At 38.5% G+C, this 19,292-nt stretch carries 12 protein-coding genes; 8 read left to right on the top strand and 4 right to left on the bottom strand.

Annotated features, from left to right (window positions below):
* Positions 1-37 precede the first annotated feature (37 nt).
* Entirely contained in the window at positions 38-5,203 is a 5,166-nt protein-coding gene (locus J7338_RS09040) for a DNA repair ATPase (protein WP_210796765.1), read from the top strand.
* Positions 5,204-5,271: 68 nt separating this feature from the next.
* Here the strand turns inward: J7338_RS09040 and J7338_RS09035 are convergent, their stop codons facing one another.
* Complete coding sequence (locus tag J7338_RS09035) at positions 5,272-6,420, bottom strand: hypothetical protein (RefSeq protein ID WP_210796764.1); 1,149 nt, start codon at positions 6,418-6,420, stop codon at positions 5,272-5,274.
* A gap of 575 nt (positions 6,421-6,995) precedes the next feature.
* On the opposite strand from J7338_RS09035, the gene J7338_RS09030 reads away from it, so the two are divergent.
* Together J7338_RS09030 and J7338_RS09025 are read left to right on the top strand one after the other, a co-directional pair.
* Positions 6,996-7,244: a hypothetical protein gene (locus tag J7338_RS09030; protein WP_210796763.1), complete on the top strand. Its 249-nt coding sequence runs from the start codon at positions 6,996-6,998 to the stop codon at positions 7,242-7,244.
* Between the two features lie 150 nt (positions 7,245-7,394).
* Positions 7,395-8,273, top strand: a complete 879-nt coding sequence (locus tag J7338_RS09025) for a delta-class carbonic anhydrase (protein ID WP_415837767.1) — start codon at positions 7,395-7,397, stop codon at positions 8,271-8,273.
* A 38-nt stretch (positions 8,274-8,311) separates the two neighbouring features.
* Here the strand turns inward: J7338_RS09025 and J7338_RS09020 are convergent, their stop codons facing one another.
* From J7338_RS09020 to J7338_RS09010, 3 genes are read right to left on the bottom strand one after another with little or no spacing between them, the layout of a single operon-like run.
* On the bottom strand, positions 8,312-8,989 hold the full coding sequence (locus tag J7338_RS09020; RefSeq protein ID WP_210796835.1) for a response regulator transcription factor: 678 nt from the start codon (positions 8,987-8,989) through the stop codon (positions 8,312-8,314).
* On the bottom strand, positions 8,989-10,545 hold the full coding sequence (locus tag J7338_RS09015; RefSeq protein WP_210796762.1) for a sensor histidine kinase: 1,557 nt from the start codon (positions 10,543-10,545) through the stop codon (positions 8,989-8,991). The genes J7338_RS09020 and J7338_RS09015 overlap by 1 nt, the downstream gene beginning before the upstream one ends.
* Complete coding sequence (locus J7338_RS09010) at positions 10,538-11,872, bottom strand: MFS transporter (RefSeq protein ID WP_210796761.1); 1,335 nt, start codon at positions 11,870-11,872, stop codon at positions 10,538-10,540. Before J7338_RS09010 ends, J7338_RS09015 begins: the two co-directional genes overlap by 8 nt.
* Before the next feature lie 1,119 nt (positions 11,873-12,991).
* Between J7338_RS09010 and ectB the strand changes: the two genes are divergently transcribed.
* The 5 genes from ectB to J7338_RS08985 all read left to right on the top strand — a co-directional run bounded on the left by ectB (position 12,992) and on the right by J7338_RS08985 (position 19,251).
* Complete coding sequence (gene ectB, locus J7338_RS09005; RefSeq protein WP_210796760.1) at positions 12,992-14,293, top strand: diaminobutyrate--2-oxoglutarate transaminase; 1,302 nt, start codon at positions 12,992-12,994, stop codon at positions 14,291-14,293.
* 1 nt (position 14,294) lies between these two features.
* Positions 14,295-15,227 (top strand): cupin-like domain-containing protein, encoded by a 933-nt coding sequence (locus tag J7338_RS09000; protein ID WP_210796759.1) that lies wholly within the window; start codon positions 14,295-14,297, stop codon positions 15,225-15,227.
* Between the two features lie 29 nt (positions 15,228-15,256).
* Positions 15,257-16,129 (top strand): cupin-like domain-containing protein, encoded by an 873-nt coding sequence (locus J7338_RS08995; RefSeq protein ID WP_210796758.1) that lies wholly within the window; start codon positions 15,257-15,259, stop codon positions 16,127-16,129.
* Between the two features lie 94 nt (positions 16,130-16,223).
* On the top strand, positions 16,224-17,498 hold the full coding sequence (locus tag J7338_RS08990) for an amino acid kinase family protein (protein ID WP_210796757.1): 1,275 nt from the start codon (positions 16,224-16,226) through the stop codon (positions 17,496-17,498).
* Between the two features lie 82 nt (positions 17,499-17,580).
* Complete coding sequence (locus J7338_RS08985) at positions 17,581-19,251, top strand: cyclic peptide export ABC transporter (protein ID WP_210796756.1); 1,671 nt, start codon at positions 17,581-17,583, stop codon at positions 19,249-19,251.
* Positions 19,252-19,292: the final 41 nt, after the last annotated feature.

Below are 19,292 nucleotides of genomic sequence, written 5' to 3'. Positions count from 1 at the left end.
TTACGGCTAACTTCTATTAAATTTCAGGATTGGTTTCATGACGGACGCAACTCAACACGCGCTAGAGCAAGGCTCGTACGACTTAATTAAACGCCGCTTAAATAATTTTGGTGCTGATTTAAAAACGCAAATAGACGATGTAAATACTCAGCGTATTAACGAGTTTGGTAGCACTGATCTACAAGTAAAAGGGCGTGTTCGCGTTCGTACGGAGCAAAATTGTACCCCGCGCGATATCGTGATTATTGGCGATAAAGTTATCTTTGCTTACAACGTATTTTTGGGATTAAAAAAAGAAATCGCAATCAGTGATGTATTTAGTGTACAAAAGCTGGTGGAGCAAGACGACCATTACGAAATTGAGCCTTACCCAGAGACAACGCGTTTTTTAACCGATAGTCGTTTTATTCGTGATTTTGAAGAACTGTATACCTACTACAAACAAACTAGCCTACAGCATTTATACCAACAAAATGGCAAGCTGTTTGCGTTATTCCAAATCGGTGACAAGTTATCGGATGTACGGGTTTTTCGCTGGGAAATTCACCCAGACAACACCATTAATTATATCGATAACCGTGGTGAGCGTGATATTCAACACGCACATGACTATGATTTTGAATGGCTCAAAACTGACCGAAGTAACCACATAGAAGGGCGCCACGCTCATATCAACATCGCCGATGAAGTGTTTGTTGAAACGATCGGCGGCTCACTGACCATTAAAATAGAAAACAGCACCGACACCGGTGAAGGGATTTATCAAGAGCCTGTTGATGATAAAAACCAATCCCTTGCTGATAGCGAAGTAGAATACGCGCTGGTCGGTGATTTAGTGCTGCTAAAAATTCAGCCGTACCGTGAAAAAATATGGCGCTATTTTATTTATAATACCCGCACTCAGCAGGTCATGCGCCAAGATGCAATCGGCAGTGCATGCGTTACTTTACCTGAAGATCACGGCATTATTTTTCCAGGCGGTTACTACTTACAATCAGGACAAGCACGCTCGTTTGAAGAGCAAATAGACGATTTAGAATTTCACCGACATATAAAGTCACCGAACGGCGAAGATGTTTTATACGTGTTTTACGAGCCAAGTGAAGGCCGTTACGCACTTTTTGCCTATAATATTATTGATAAAAACCTACAAAACCCGATTTATTGTCACGGCTATGCTATTTACAACGATGGTATAACACTCACCTTTAAGGCTGATAAAGACCAAGCGGAGCGAGTACACCCAATTCAAATTTGGCAAAGCCCATTTGTATCCGCCGAGTTTGCAGCTAATGCGCCGCCACTTACTAGTTTTTTTGGCAAAATCGGGAACCCAGATTTAGTTCGCGGTATTTCTGATTTATACAGTGTCTGCAAAGCTATTAGCGAGCAAAGCCCGACCTTATTTCATTATGAAGATTTGATTGCTCTTAGCCGAAATATTTTTGACCGTTATCATTGGCTTAACGAAAGCGAATTTGCAGAAATCGCGAAAAATCTGCATAGTATTTTTGAAACTGCCGAGCAAGTGCTTGATGAGTTTGAAAAAGTCACCGAAATTCAAAACAAAGCCAAGCAAGCCTTGGTGGATATTAATAAGCACTACACTGATGTAACCCGAGAAGTACGCCCTGATAGCTTTAAAGTCGCACCGCAATTTGTGCAAGGTATTGATGCATTAAAAATGCTCAAAGGCCAAGTAATAAGCCTTGAAGATATTAAATATATAGATATTGCTGCACTGAATAACTTACAAAGTGAGATTGATACACGGTTGGTGGAAGTAAGCCAAGCAACTGCTGCGTTTTTACAACAAGACAGCGCGCTGGCGCCGTACCACGAAAAACTTAAAGAGCTTGAAGAGCTAAGCAGTAAAAGCGAAAGCGTTAGCGAGCTGAAGACCTATATTACCCAATTAGATGCGCAAAGTGTAGAGCTGGATTTACTTAACCACACTATGCTTGATTTAGACATCGACGACAGCCGTGTGCGCACACAAATCCTCGAAGATATCAGTGCTGTTTATGCGTTGGTTAATCGTGCTAAAGCGAGTATTGAAATCCGCCAAAAGAGCCTTGGCAGTGTTGAAGCTAAAGCTGAATTTGCCGCACGCTTTAAACTGTTTTCGCAAAGCATTACCAATGCATTGAATAATGCCAAAACTCCAGAGGCATGTGACGATCAGCTTTCGCGTTTACTAATTCAGCTTGAAGAGCTGGAATCGCAATTTAGTGATTTTGACGAATACCTGACAGAGATCATTGCCAAACGTGATGACGTATACGAAAACTTTGAAGCGCATAAACAAAGCTTAATTGATACCCGTCAGCGCCGCGCTCTAAATTTAGCCAATGCTGCTGAGCGTATATTGCAAGGCGTTAACCGCCGTGCGCAAAGCTTTACTGAGCTTGATGCATTAAATACTTATTTTGCCGCCGATCCTATGATCAGCAAGCTTCGTGCATTGACTAGTGAGCTTAAAGAGTTAGGCGATGAAATTCGTGCCGATGACATCCAATCAAAGCTAAAAGCCAGTAAAGATCAGGGCATACGTTCGTTACGTGATAAACAAGATATTTTCACTGACGGCGGCAATACGGTCAGTATTGGTAAGCACGCTTTTAGTGTTAATAAGCAATTACTCGATTTAACCTTATTGCCGCGTGACGAGCAGCTGATGCTACACTTAACGGGTACTGATTATTTTGAGCCAATAACAGATGAGAAAAGCTTACAAACGTTACAGCAAAGCCGTCATTTGTGGCAACAAACATTAGTTTCGGAAAGTGAGGCGGTTTATCGTGGTGAGTATTTAGCTGCGCAAATATTACTCGCTTGTGAAAACAGTGAGCACTCGCTGACTTTTGTACAATTAGAGCAAGCACAAAGAGATAAACAATTATTGCAGCTGGTGAAAAAATTTGCTGAACCACGCTATCAAGAAGGTTATGAAAAAGGCATTCATGACCACGATGCATGGGCAATTATTGACACCTTATTGACGCAAAAAAATAGTCTAGACTTACTTATTTATCCGGCCAGTTGCCGCATTGTTGCGCAGCTGTTTAGTGCGCAATTATCTGCCGCGCAGCAGAGTGAGTATTTCCATCAAGCAAGCAATGCTATTTTGATGGATAAACACTTTGCCGCGACTAGTTTTATCAGCACCTTAACCGCGCAATTAAGTGAACAGATCAACGACTTTTTAACTCAAGTTAGCAAATTATCAGCACGCTTTGCTGATTTATCCACTGACTTAGCCGCCGCTTATTTAGTGCAGCAATTAGCGCAACAAAAAACCGCGGATCAACAGTTGTTTATCGTCTCTCAGCAAGCTAAAAATTTGGCTGAACAGTTTAGTAGTGACGCTAAAGCTAAAGGTTATAGCAACGAGCTTGCTCAGGCCTGTGAAAACGTAAAGCAAACTGATGAGCGGGCATTATTATTTTTAAGTTGGCTTAATGCGTACTGCATGCAAAATCCTAAAGTGTCGGCGATGGTGCAGGCGGAAGCGGCTAACTACTTGCATCTCAGTGCCACCACACCATTAAAATACACTGTGTTGGACGTCACCCCAAACACCCAAGTTGAGCGTTTAATGGGGCAGCATAAACGCGTGCAAGAGCAAACTTTACATGTTGATTATGCAGAGTTTTATGCCAGAACTCGTAAATACATCACTGAGCAAGTACCTGCTTTTGAGCAATATCATGCATTGCGCAGTGATATTTTAGCGGCGCAAAAAGAGCGTCTGCAACTTGATGAATTTAAAGCCAGGCCACTTAGCTCGTTTGTACGTAATCAGCTGATCAATAAAGTGTACTTCCCAATTATTGGTGATAACTTAGCAAAACAAATTGGCTCAGCAGGTAAAAACAAACGCACTGATTTAATGGGCATGCTATTACTGATCTCGCCGCCAGGTTACGGTAAAACCACCTTAGTTGAATACGTTGCTAACCGTTTAGGGCTGACTTTTGTAAAAGTAAATTGCCCGTCGATAGGGCACGATCAGGTGTCACTCGATCCTGCTCAAGCCATTAATGCTACTGCTGAAAAAGAGATTGCAAAAATCAATCAGAGCTTTGAAATGGGCAATAACGTGATGCTGTATTTAGATGATATTCAGCATACTAACCCTGAGTTTTTACAAAAGTTTATTTCTTTGTGTGATGGCTCAAGACGTATTGACGGGGTGTGGAACGGTAAAAGTAAAACCTATGATTTACGCGGTAAAAAGTTTGCCGTAGTGATGGCAGGTAACCCGTATACGGAATCTGGTGAGAGCTTTAAAATTCCTGATATGTTGGCAAACCGCGCCGATATTTATAATCTTGGCGATACCTTAGCCGGGTGTGAGCAAGAGTTTGCCATGAGCTTTATAGAAAATGCGCTAACATCTAATGCAGTATTAGCGCCATTGGCTAACCGCAACATGGAAGATTTGTATAAGTTAGTGCGGATGTGCCAAGGCGAAGATATTTCATTAAATGAGCTTGAGCACGGCTATTCACAAGCGGAAGTTAACGAAATTAAAGCGGTACTCAGCCGATTAATCACTATTCGCAATACCGTACTAAAAGTGAACGCCCAGTATATTGCCTCAGCCGCGCAAGATAATAATTATCGCACAGAGCCGCCATTTAAATTGCAAGGCAGCTACCGTAATATGAATAAAATGGCAGAAAAAGTCGTTGCTGCCATGAATGACGAAGAGCTAGAAAACTTAATTTGTGACCATTATCGTGGTGAAGCGCAAACACTCAGTAAAGGCTCTGAAGAGAACTTACTTAAACTCGGTGAACTGCGTGGCACCTTAAGCGCAGAGCAGCAGCAGCGCTTTAGTCAAATTAAAGGTGACTTTGTACGTTTAAATAAACTTGATGGCGCCGGCAGTCCAGTGATGATGGCGGTGGAGCAAATTGGTTATTTGCATCAATCACTGGAAGAGATTGCAGCTAAACTCAGTAAAAACAACCTAAGCCACGATTACAGCCAATTATTACAAAGCCTTGGTGTGAATATTCAAGGTTTAGATAATAAAGCGGCTGTGAATGCGCTAACTGCGGCGGTTACCAGTAACAATAACCAAACGTCATTTACTGAGCTCGTTAATGCAATTAACCAACAAACACAAGGTATCAATAATAACAATGTGCAGGCTCAGTTTGAAAAATTGATTGCTGCATGGGGCGCGAAATAGCATTTAAACTAACTAGAGGAGTAAGCCTGTAGTCATATTTTTAGCAATAATTTACTTTATAAATCGTTTTATAAAGCTACAAGGCTTTGTTCTAACATTGCTTGAATTTGCTTAACTATTTTAGCTTCTGTTTCTGGTTCAAACTGCGCTACACGCGGAGTATGAATATGCCCAGTTGGAATATCTGAATTGAGTTGATCACGCAGGCGAATACTGCGGTACGAAATTTCGTTAGACAGGTAACCGCCACCGCCGCCTTTTACTGCAATCGCATCTTTTAGTACCGCTAACATTTTAGGCGCAAAGGCTTTTTCGAGTGTAATAACGTTGTGATTGTCATTTATTGGAAATGCCCCTTTGGCTTGCTGCATTTGCGTGACGGGTAGGCTGAACTCTACAAATTCGTTCCCTGGTAATGGACGGTCGTTTAAACTTGGAATAAGTGGTGCTTTTGCTGTACCGCCGTAAACTATATTTGCATTGTCGGGGGCGGTTACGCTGCGCCGTTTACCTGGAAAGCGTTCTAGGTCAAAGTGTTTACTACCCATGCTAACGGTAACTACCATGTCTACGTTATTCAGTGCGTAATAAGGGGCGAGTAGTTCTTCAATAATACCTTGATCAAAGTCTTTATAGCGAACAGGCACCATAACAGTATTTATTTCGGCACTGATACCTTGATAAGTAATTACTTGGCCGTCGAGTAATAATGCGGCAACACCGGATGGATTACTTTGATTGATGTTTCTATCCAATAAGAATGGATCAAAACCTGTTAATAAAATCTTTTTTGTGGTGTTTTTAGAGTAGGCAAGGTCTGTGCGGCCGCGACTGCCAATTTCTAACATTGTTAATAATGTACTTTGCTCGGCAGCTGTTAGTACAAATTCAGGTTTTGTGGTACGGATTATTTTGCTTAAAAGTAGACGAGCCCAGTAAAGCTCGCGATCATCATAACTCTTACTAGCTATAATGCGTTGTTTTGCGTCGAGCCATAGCCGGCTTGAATGATCATGAACTAAGTCGGTTGCCTGCTTATAGCTTTTTAAACTTTTCCAATTGTTCTTAAATAGTTTTATTTGCTCTGAAAATGCAGTTAAAACTTGCGGCATCGCGCTGTTTGCTTTTTCAATACGTTGTTCTTCAACTGTTAGGTTGGCACCAAAGACGGAAAAGGAGGATAGAATTATACTTGAGGTTAAAAGTAGTTTGATCATATTTGTCCTATGCGATTACTGCTATTTATAAGGCCTACTATCATATGAATGCCTCGTTTGTGCAAATAAAATAGTTAAGTGTTCGGTTAAACATATTGATTTTAAGCGCATTATTTAGTTCGCCTTTACTAGTGTTTGTTCAACCCGACATTGATTGTCGTCTTTACTCTACACAAGTTGACTCACCTTATATGTTACCTTGATAGAGCTGATACAAAACATCAAGTTGTTGTTTCAACTGGATACTATCGCAAATCGATTCACGGTGTTGCTGCTGTTAAGGAGCACTTTCATGATGGAAATGGTAAAGATTTACATGAGAATCATGTCTTTATTCGGCATGTCGATGGCACAATCGCTCGCTATATTCATCTGACTTATAACGGTGCGTTAGTATCTGTAGGCGATAAGGTAAAAACTATCAAGCGTTATAATGAACTAAACACGATACTCTAAGTGGTCGTGTTTTCTTATTTATTAAGAAAAATCCAGGGACCCGATTATTATTAATAACATTTATCCTAGCTTTTATAACTGGTATTCTTCGTTTATCAAATAGTAACAGAGTAATTAGCATGATTAACGATAATGATGTAATTGATACACTTGAAGAGCTAGAGGCATTTTTACTCCTAGTTGAAGGTGGTGGATTGGGTTTAAAAAATGTTTCAGGTTTAGCGTTAGCAACCAATAATAGTAATGGTCGTCCATTTATCGCAGTGCTTGATGATGAGCATAAATTATTGCTTGGTCGTTGGGTCACGCAAGACGTATTTGAAAATGGTAAAGACATGGTTCGTCAAGGCCCTAAAAAGCTTCATTAACGCATTTCTATGCGCGCTATAACTTGTATAGATTGCAAGTAATTTTTTTATAATACTATTTTGTGTTTTTAATCTAATTTTAATGTTCCTGATAAGTCTTTTTTAGATACTTTCAATACAATGGTTTTATTAACTTTATAAAGGGCATAAATGAAAGTGAAAATGATTAAAACAGCAGCTTTTGTAAAATGTGCATGTGTCATTGGTTTGTTTACATCAGCAGTAACTAGTACGATTGTGAGCGCAAAGAATGTTAGTGACAGTATTGTGGCCGAGCAACGTGAAGCACTTGATAAAAATACTCAGGGTAAAGGTTTTGGGCCGCAATCACCTCGAGATATAGACCAAAATTATGGTACTAACTTACGTCGCTTTGGGATGGCGCCAAACCGTAGCGAGCTTAATTTATGCAATATTCATTTTCATAAAAATGCGGAGCATAAAGGCGGGGAGTTTACCACTTATGCGGGCAATGGAGATGGTAAAGGGCATAATACTGGTTATGTCTACGATGGCAAGTTATCAGCTGCACAATTAAAGCCTGTAGAGGGTAATGTTTGTGCTACAAAAACTGGCTCATTAAAAGTAGGTGATACCTTAGCTGTGCACTTTGTATATTCGTCAGCAAAAGTGAACCCTGGGCCAACTTTGGGGGCTTGTTTAGCCGATAATACTATGAATCCAGCTCTTAGGGTTGAAGGGCAAATAATCGTGTTGGCCAATGATAAACATGCTATTAATTTTGCACAACTTGCAAATGTTGAGCAAGTTAATGGTTATTATCAAGCACCTAATATTCCTACTAATACCGGTATCCCTGTGGAGTATTTAGGTTCAACAACGGGCCCTGCGTACAATGAAAAAGCATCGCCATTACAAGTTAGTTGGAGTGTTAGACCACAAGTTGCCGTAGTCGATATTAATAGTGTTGGTAATTGGTGCAATGAGAATGTATTTAACGAAGATCATGCTCATGGGGTGCGTAATTTAGTGCTAAACCCTAAGTTGTTATCACCTACTTCTCAGTGATTTAATTCTGTATTCAAAGTGCGAGTAGTCAACTCGCACTATTTTAGACTCATCCTATAACCATTTCCGCGCAAGGTTTGAATGGCTAATGTGGGTTCAGTTTCTATTTTTTTTCTGAGTCGGCTGACATACACGTCAATAATATTAGTATTGGGTTCGCTGTAAGTTTGCCATACACGACTAAGTATCCGCTCACGAGACAGCACCTTGTCTTGGTTTTCTGCAAAATATAGTAGTAACTCAAATTCAATTTTTGTCAGTGCTAATTCTTCGCTATTAAGTAATGCAATACGTTGCTGAATGAGCAATGCCAATGAGCCAATATTAAGCGTTGTTTGGTGTTGCTGTTGCGGTGCTGTCATACGGCGTTTTAACGCTAATACACGGGCTAATAGTTCATCAAAATCAAAAGGCTTGCATAGATAATCATCCGCTCCCATTTCAAGCCCTTTAACCCGCTCGGGCACTTCATCTAATGCCGTTAGCATTAGCACCATAGGAGGGGTGGGGAGGGCTTTGACCGCTTCCAATATTGATAAACTATCTTGTGAACCAAATAATCTATCGAGTATCACTATGTGCGGTGAGTTTTTTTTAATAAACGGCAGGACTTCATGTAATTCATTGATGCTTATACATTCATAGCCTTCACTGCGTAATCCTCGTGATAGAAAGTGTAATAGTGGTAATTCGTCATCTGCGAGAAGAATATTCATCATTTGTTTCCTAGCGGTAAAGAGATTGAAAATATCGATCCTTGCCCTTGAGTTGAGGTAACGCTAATACTACCGTCATGGGCTTCGATAATGGCTTTTGCTATTGGTAATCCAAGCCCTAATCCTTCACTATGTTTACTAAAACGCACAAAACGTTCAAAAATATTGTCAACTTCAGCCGCTGAGATCCCTTCGCCATAATCTTTAATTGCAATGGTGATCATTGAATTGGCTTTATGTAGAGTGATTTCGATTGGTTGATCTGATTTTGAATACTTAATTGCGTTATCGCATAAAATCGCCAGTACTTGTTGTATCCGTTGTGTATCAATAGTCACAAGTAGTTCGTTTAAGTTTGTACCGGCTTCAAATGTGATTGCACGAGCTAAATTGAGTTTTTGCCATTTCATAACCTCAGATGCGATCAACGGTATTATCATAGTTGGTGTAATCTCAAGGTTTATTTGGTTCATTTCAGCCCGCGTTAACAGTAATAAATCATCTACTAAGCGGCTTAAACTGAGTGCCTGCCCGAGTATCGACTGTAACGTTTGGTTAAAGTCATCAACCGACACAGATTGCATGCGCAGTGTTACTTGTGCCTCCCCGCGAATAATTGTTAAAGGTGTGCGCAACTCATGTGATATATCGGCGATAAACTGGCGACGTCTTGAATCAATTTTAGTGAGCAACAGGTTGGCTTCAGTGAGCTCGCTGGTACGTTGCTGAACTTCAAGTTCTAATTGTTTTCTTGATTGTATTGCGTTTTTTTCGTGCTCTTGCAGGCGCAGCGCAAGTTGATTTATTGAGGTGGCGAGCTCTTCAAACTCATCATCGAGGGTGACCGAAATTGGCTTTTGGTAATGCCCTAACGCAATTGAGTTGGTTGCGTTAGCAATTAGTATTAGTGGTTGATAGAGCTGGTTAAACAACCAATAACAACCGTACAATATTAATGGAATAGAGAGCGCACCTAGGCCAATCGCAAACCATAAGATAGTGCTGTTAAGCATCTCAATTTTTGCATTGATCGCCGCCACCACTCGGGTTTGCCGTGCTACCGCTGAGTTGATTGCCTCTCTAAATTGGTCGTCTATGGTAACTTCCAGTAGGCGCTTTAGTTGTGCTTGCTGATTTAAAGGGGCTGTATTACCGCTACTAACTACGGCTCTAAATTCAACGGTGATTTCATCAATGAGTCGTACCAGTTCATCTGTGTCTTCAATACTACCTTTGGTAAAAGATAAGCCGAGCGCGTTGCGCTGTTCGATCTCTAGTTTTTTAATTTGACTGATTGATTGTTGGATCAGGTTTTGCTTTTTACGAACATAGGCTTGGTTAGCATTTTGGCCAAAGATAATTTCATCGGTTAATTGCTTAAATAACCGGTAAGAAATACTCGAGAGCTTTTCATGTTCGACCAATAATGACTGAGCAATATTACTTTGCTGCAAATTTTCACGCGTTAAATGAGCCGAGATTGCGGTGCTCAGTAGCGCCAAAAATAAAATAAAGGCAGTTGTCAGGCCAAAATAAAAAAGTTTGCGCTTATACATAGTGGTCTTTAAACAGATCTCCCTGCGCATCTTCCGTCTCAAAGGCTGCAATGTTTTCTTCATATTCATCATCAATTTCATCGACCACTAGCATTTGGTCATGGGCGGTGGTTTCTTCAATCCGTGGATCCATGGTTGCAGCTAGTGGCGAGTTGGTAACATCTGATGTGCCTACAACGTAATCGCTAGGCTCTGGTTGTTCTACTTTTTGTTTCGAATTAATATAAGTGAGTAATAAATACATTATTAACGTTAATAATGCGATGGAGGCATAAAGGGCTTGGTGACCAAAATAGGTCATAACTTGTGCATTGGCAGTTGAACCAAGAGCTGCACCAGCTCCAAAAGCAACTAATAGCGCAGACGATACGCCAACACGCTCTTCATCTTCAACGCGTGAATTAGCTAATGCTGAGGATAATGGATATAAAGTAAATGCAAACAAACCAAACATAAAAGTGAGTGCGAAGGCGAGCGTTTGTGAAATAGGTAGTAAAAATAAAGCAAGACTAACTACGCCAATCGCAACTGCATTGGTGCGTATTAACACACTACGACGTATTTTATCCGACAAGACGCCCATCGGCCATTGCGCGAGCAGACCTGCAAAAATAGTGGCAGACATAAAAATGGCAATTTCTGATGAACTAAATCCAGATGACTTGGCAAATGTTGGCGCAAGGCCGTAAAAGCTGCCATTGATAATGCCTGCAAAGTGAACGGCTGTAAGTGATTGCGGTGCTTTTTTAAAGTAGTCAAATAGACTTACTTGAATTGGTTTTAATGGCTTGGGGTGAATTCTACGAGTGATTGAAATAGGAATAATGCCAATTGCCAGCGCCATGCACACTAAAAATAGAGGAGCATAGCCAAGCTCAGGGAATTCAGCTAATGCAAATTGACCTAAAATCATACCCAGATAAGAGGTGATCATATAAAACGAAAACACTCTACCACGAGATTCAGGAGCCGCTTGTTCGTTGAGCCAGCTTTCGAGTACCATGTAATTGCACATCATGCCAAGGCCTACAAATAGCCGCAGGCCTAACCATAAAAAAATATTATCACTAACACCATGTGCTGCAACGCACGCTAAAACTGCGGCGGTACTCGCCGCAAAAGTTCTAATATGGCCGACCGATTTAATTAGGTGATAACCAAGCTTTGAGCCAAGCAACAACCCCATGTAATAACATGAGGTCATTAATCCGATCCAAAAGGTTGAGATGCCATTTTTCCCTAAATAGAGGGCTAAATAGGTGGTGAGTAAACCTGTGCCAATAATTAAAAATAGATTAGCAAAATACAACGAAGGAAATGATTTCATTTAAATGCAAATAGTTAGCCTAGACAAATAGATACTAGAGTAACTAAAAGTATTTTCCAAGTAGTAAATGAGTAGTCGGGTCGTTCTACTATTAACCACTTAGCGATTGCACAATAAGTGGGTAGTTTTCAACATATGGTGATTTAGTAACCATTTACTACCCAAAAATATGAGAATAGCGATTATTTTACATTAAGGGCTAATAATATTCGTTTTTTATTTGCCGATTCTGAAGGGAAAGTAACGGTTTTAACAATATTAGCCGAATAATTCGCTGCTGGTTAAGTAGTGTACGTTACATGTCGTTAGTTGATTGATTTGTTAATGTCAATAATAAGGTTTCTTGGAAACACACATTTCTGTGGTTTATTTCCTGTTATAAAAGCAATTATATCTAGTATGTGCCAATAAAGATTCAGTATAACTGTCATTTTTTATTTTAAACATGCTTGGTGGGGTACTTCTCTAATTCAATAGTAAAAGGACTTATTGCGCTACGTCACTCTTATTTTGCTATAAATTTAAGCGTTTATAGATTGTTATTCAAGCACCAAAATAAGCGGTTTTTTCGTCATGAGATATTTGTCTACATCTTATGAAAGTATGCTAGGCGCACTTTTTATGTTCGGGGTTATTATAATTTCGACCATTTAAGTGCATTACTTTTGATTAGAAATAGACACTCTATGGTTCACCTCCCGTCATTTATCTTGTCATAGTGTAAAGAGCTTTTTAAGGATTCAATTGTTCCTTATTTTCATGCTGATATTTGTTCATTTAAGAGATGTATCTGGGTGGATAAAACTTTCTGTACATTAATATAAGTTACACAAATCTTGTGTAGTCTTTTTCTTAATCTTACTTAGATTTGGGGTTGTTTTTAGATTATTACAATTAATTTAATTGTTGCAAAATGCGCACTTATTTTTTATTTATTGTTACTTATGTGCATGAGTTTAAAGCGTATTGTTTTTTTTGTTTACAAGTGTGGTTGTTTTGTGTACCTTTTATCGGCATTATGAGTTGGTGTGATTTTTAGTTGGTTTTGACAAGTAAGGTTGGCCAGCATGTCTTTTAGAGTTATCAATCTATTAATAGTAAATAAGGATTATGAAAATTATGAAGAATGAAGATGTATTTAAGTCATATGAGTCGCAAGCAAGAACATATTGTAGAAGCTTTCCTGCTTCTTACGATGTAGCCCATGGAAGTTTTATTTATGACTCAGATGGCGTTGAGTATTTGGACATGTTGAGTGGGGCCGGGGCACTAAATTACGGGCATAACCATACCGAAATCAAAAACACAGTTATTAATTACATGCAAAGAAATGGTGTTTTAATGAGTCTCGATTTGTATACAGAAGCAAAAAGAGATTTCATTGTTACATTCAACAAATACATACTGGCACCTCGAAACTTATCATATAAAATTCAGTTTACTAGCCCTACAGGTACGAGTGTTGTTGAATCGGCGGTTAAACTAGCCAGAAAAGTGACAGGAAGACACAATGTTATTTGTTTTACAAATGGTTTTCATGGCATGTCAGGTACGTCTTTAAGTCTCACTGGTAATCGAAGTAAGCGCCAAGCTGTTTCTCAGGGAGGGGTCACAAGACTTCCGTACGATGGATATTTAGGTAAAGATTATGATTCTATTGCCTTTTATCGAAAGTTATTTATGGACAGTAGTTCCGGAGTTGATTTACCAGCGGCTATTATTTTAGAAACCGTTCAGGGTGAAGGTGGAGTGAATGTTGCTAGTATTGAATGGTTACAAGGTATTAGACAACTAGCGAATGACTTTGGCATAAAACTCATTATCGATGATATTCAAGCCGGTGTAGGTCGAACAGGAACGTTTTTTAGCTTCGAACACGCAAATATTCAACCAGATTTAGTCTGCTTATCCAAATCTATTGGAGGAATTGGCTTTCCAATGGCTATTTTGTTAATTAAGCCAGATATTGATGTTTGGTCTCCAGGTGAAGATAACGGCACTTTTCGAGGCAACAACTTGGCATTTATTGCGTCTACAAAAATGCTTGAGCTCTTTTGGCATGATAAAACATTTGAGCAAGAGTTGAGTGATAAAGAAACAATCATTCGCAATGCGTTCGATAAAGTTTTAGTTAGCTGTGAGGAGTACATTAAAGAGTCTAGAGGGCGAGGGCTTTTTCAAGGACTCGAGTTTTATGATGAAATCCTAGCGGTAGCGGTAGCGAAAAAGTGTTTTGAAAACAAAATAATCATCGAAACATGCGGCGAGCGAGATCACGTTCTTAAGTTTATGCCGGCGCTAAACATACCTTCTCACTTGTTAGAAGAATCGATGGAAAGAATTTGTAAAATCATCGTATCGGTTTGTAATGATTTCAAGTTATGTTCAGCTGAGCATACATTGATAGCGGAGGAAGCATAAAATGGAACTTGATGTACTCGATGGGATCAGTGAAGAAGAATTTGCATCTCAGTATATTAAGAAAAATCGCCCTGCGGTCATAAAGAATATTGATTTTGACGCTACTAAGTGGGAGCCCTCTTTCCTCAAAGAGCTAATTGGAGATTTACCTACTCAGGAATATGACTCACTGTTCGATTTACAGAATCTATCAACACTTAGTAACTATATAGATAAGTATTTTGGTAAAAAAGGACCATTTGAAGCAAACGTTCCTTATGTTCGTTGGTATAACCAGTTGAAGGATATTGATTATGCTTGGGGAGATGAAGCATTTTCGAGAGTTAGACCATTTTGGAAAAAACCAGATTTCTTAAGTGGTAAAGATTTACTAATCCCAATGGCAAGTGAGGGGGATTACCCTGATCCAACCACCGACCAATTTCCATATCGTGGAATTTTAGTTGCGGCCCGCGGTGCGAGAACGCGGCTACATACAGATCCATTTTGTAGCGATGCTGTTGTAAGCCAATTTTACGGTGTGAAAAGTGTAGCGATGTATCATCCAGATCGAGCTGAGGAGCTAAGTTTAATTAACAAGGCTGATAATTCGTTCGGGGGGTATGTAGATGTTCGTGGTGATAATTTAAATGAATTAAGCCATAAACCAGACTTTCATGGAACTCTTGGTCCAGGAGAACTACTTTATGTTCCACATGGATGGCTTCATGATGTCATCGTACTCGAAGACTCTGTGTCAATTACATGGAATTTCATTCATGAGAAGGGAGCGCTGGAGTACATTGATTATTTAATGGATGACCCTAGCAATGATAGTGAGTTTCAAGTTCTGAAGTACTTTTATATGAAAGGTGGTGATGCGTTTCAAGATGCATCAGAAATAATTAGAAAATATAACAAGTATTTTAGTCAGATAGAACTGGAATGTGAGTAAGAACAAGGCTGAAGTATAAGGATTATTATATGTCTATTATGAAGTTTTCCAGTTTTGAATCTTCAGAGTTTAGAAGTAAGTGCCTAAGTGCTAATACTGCATTATTTCAAGGTGGCGCAAAGAGCTGGCCAGCGATTGAAAAATGGGACTTAGATTATTTTGAAAAAGTTTGTCCTGACATACCTGTAGTAACAAAGGTTTTTAGTGAATCAAAAATTGATGTGAAAAATGTTTTGATGGGAGAGTACGTTAAAATAATTAAAAATTTCAAAGAAAAAGAAGGTGAGGATACCGATAAAGTAGCCCCGTACTGTCATGATGTGCCAATATTTTTATTAGCCAAAGAGCTGTTGGAAGATATTGGCAACTTTCCAAAAGATGTAATGCCTGACTGGTATGCCCAAGATTGGTCTCGGTTTGCACAGTTTTTCATTTCTGCGAAAAATAGTGTTACGCCTTTGCACTTTGATACGTTATTAACTCATAACTTATTTTTTCAGATCAAAGGAAAAAAAGTATTTACCATTATTCGACCAGAGGATGGAAAGTACTGCTATAGGAAAAAATGGAGATGGTTTGGAGTAGACCCAGAAAATCCAGACTATGAAAAGTTTCCAGACTTCAAAAATGTAAAAGTAGAACAGGTGGAAGTTAATAGTGGTGATATATTTTATATGCCTCCAGGAACAATACACCATGTTCGAAGCTTGGAAGATAGTATATCGTTCAATGTTGACTTTCATACGTTTGGTAGTGTTTTGAAGTCATTTTCTTCGGTTTTTAAAGGGATGCCAAAAGAAAATCATTACTATAATTATCAATCCTTTAAGGCGTTATTATTAAAACCTAAAAATGACAGGTTGTTTAATAAGTATAAGCCTTACCTTAACTATATTTCATAATTTAAAGCTTCTTCATTTAAATTTTTTTGTGAAGAGGCTTAGTTTGTTAGTTTAATTTAATTTTAGTTTTTGCATTCATGTGTAAGGAAATATAATGAAATTAGCTTGTTTGTCAGGTATGAAAACTAGTGTTCATAAATTTGGTGGGTCTAGTTTAAAGGAGCCTGGTTCATTTGTCCGTGTTGCTAATATAGTGATAGATAATGTTCGCTCTTATAAAAATAATTTAATAGTTGTTTCTGCGGCCGGAAAAAGTACAAATCATCTCATTGAAATTGCAAATAAATCTCAAGCATCCCCATCGTCTGCAAGTGTTACTTTAGAAAGTTTATTTAATTATCAAGAGTCATTAATAAGTGCGGTGAGCAATAAAGTAACAAAAGAGGAGCTGCAAGTTTCTCTGTTTGAAGATGTTAATAAGTTAAAGCATATGATTGAAAGTAGTTGTGATAATGCTTTTGAAATAGCTGATTGGGTGTGCTTTGGGGAAGTGTGGTCGGCACGTTTACTGGCTGCCGTTTTGAACGATCTCGACGTTCAGGCTCAGTTTATAGACGCCAGAGACTTTCTTAGTTTGAACCATAACCAAGTTGATTTTGAGCTTAGTATCAATAAATTACGAGATCTTAATCTAGATAATGAAGTTATAAAAGTTGTCACAGGTTATATTGCTGCGGATGAAAATGGGAAAACTACGACATTAGGACGAAATGGAAGTGATTACTCGGCTAGTGTTTGTGCCCGTCTAACTTCAGCCTCCAAACTAGTATTTTGGAGTGATGTCTCTGGTGTATACAGTGCAGATCCTAATGTAATTAGTAGCGCATTCCCCCACTCTGTAATTAGCTGGGAAACAGCAAATCAACTTGCTCATTCAGGCAGTTCAGTGCTTCATCAACGAACATTGGAAGCTATTTATGATATGGACTGCGAGGTTCAGCTTAAAAATAGTATGAGTCCTAATTGCTTGGGGACAAAAATTGTTGTGCAAACCGAAAAGTATACGCCTCTAGTCTCTAGAATAAATAATTTAGGCCTGCTTCCCAGTCGATTGTGTTCAGAAATTGACAGTGCTCATATTATCAATGAATTTGAGATCCTTGATGAAAAACACTTTCTAGTAAAGTCTGAGTGTATTTCAAAATATGATGAATGTAAGAGCGTCAATCTTTTATTTATTCATGGTGTTAATGAAGAGATTGATAATTTGCTTCTTAATGAAGGCATATCTCCTTTTTATATTTGGAGAGTAAAAAATGAAAGCCACTTTGTGATAAGCACCTCTCGAATTGAAGATGAGCAATATCAGTCTTTACATGAGTTCGTGTGTTTAGGGGGACAAAAAGCTGAATATTTATACACATCATAAGCTTTATGTGTCGAAGTGGAAGCGGTTTATACATTGCGCTTTACTTTTTTGTTTCTAGTTTTAAATTATTTCGTGAGTTTTTATGCTTTTTAAACTTATTTCTGAATATAAAGGTTCTATACTTTTTTCGTCTTTTCTTAGTATGTTAAGTGCTTTGTCTGGTATTGCATTAATAGCGCATATTAATGATTACCTTTCTAATATAAATAATGGTGTTGAAAACTTTAAAGAAGGTCTTTCTTTTATGGTTTTTGGTGTTATTGCATTGGTTTTTTTTGGTGTTTTATCTCAGTTTATTTTAACAAAATTAAGCGCATCTATTGTTGAGAGACTCCGGGATATAATGGCCAAGCGAGTGCTTGCTACAAGTTATTCTAATTTGGAGAAGATCGGGGGACATAGGGTTTATGCAACAATTACTGGTGATGTTAGAACAATTTCTGATTCACTTTCTATACTACCTTTATTTGCTTATAACTTTACAGCTGTCGCCTTATGTCTTGTCTATATGGGATATTCTTCATGGGAATTGTTTCTTGTCGTTTTGTTCATTTTAACTTTTGCTGTGGTAGTAGCAAAAGTAATTTTGAATAAAGGAATAAAGAGTTTTGAAGAGTTGAGGGAATGCGATGATGAGCTCTTTTCCAATTTTAAAGCGTTGGTTGAAGGTGGCAAAGAATTAAATATTAACACCAATAGGAAGAGGTTTTTTTATCACAAGATATTGCTTCCAATAGCAGAAAAAATAAAGTTTGCAGATGTAAAGGCGAAAATGTTTTTTGTTTATATCACAAATTGGGCAAACGCAACTTTATTTATTTCAATGGGAGCTGTTGTTTTTGTCAGTCAATATTTCTTCCCACAGGTTACCGTTGAGATGATGGTTAGATTTGTCTTGATCATGATTTATTTAATGGGTCCTTTAAGCTTTTTGGTTGATAGCTTTGAAGAAATTAGTAATGGAATTGTAGCAAATAGGAAGATAGCTAGCCTTAATCTTTCAGAAGATATGGCCGAATTTGATACAGAAAAAAGTGTCAAAACGAATGACAATTGGTCTGAGTTAACGCTTAAAAATATTACTTTTAAATATAAAAAAGGTGAGTCTCCTGGATTTCAATTTGAAGTTGGACCAATAAACGCCAGTTTTAAAAGAGGCGAGGTTACATTTATAACCGGAGGAAATGGGAGTGGTAAATCTACGTTTGCTAAGCTGCTTACTGGTTTATATATTCCTGATAATGGAGAAATTACTATTGATGATTCGGCCATAAATTATGCCGATGGTGGGGAGTCATATCGTAAAAATTTCAGCACTATATTTTCTGACTTCTATGTCTTTAAACAAGCCTTGAACCGTGATGGTGAGCTTGCAAGAGATGAAGAGGTGCAATATTACCTAAAGCGTCTTAATTTGGAGGATAAAGTATCTGTTAAAGATGGATGCCTATCGACAACAGACCTATCTCACGGCCAGAAAAAGCGTTTGGCATTAGTCTTATCTTACATCGAAGATTCTCCAATTTGTCTATTTGATGAATGGGCAGCCGATCAAGACCCATATTTTAGACAGTTTTTTTATCAAGAGCTGCTACCTGAACTAAAGCGTAAAGGAAAGTCTGTAATCGTAATTAGTCACGATGATAGATATTTTTCATTAGCAGATAAACTCTATAAGTTTGAATCCGGTAAAGCAAAACTGATTAATGTTAAAAACGAATCAGATGAATGTTTCGAAGAGGCAGTCGTTTAGGTAACGATTAGTATTTAGTTTTATCTATTTTTATCAAGGAT

The sequence above is a fragment of the Pseudoalteromonas ostreae genome (assembly GCF_018069805.1).
GTDB lineage: Bacteria > Pseudomonadota > Gammaproteobacteria > Enterobacterales > Alteromonadaceae > Pseudoalteromonas > Pseudoalteromonas ostreae.
The sequence above is the reverse complement of the archived record's forward strand: the minus strand, read 5'-3'. Positions and strand labels throughout refer to the sequence as shown.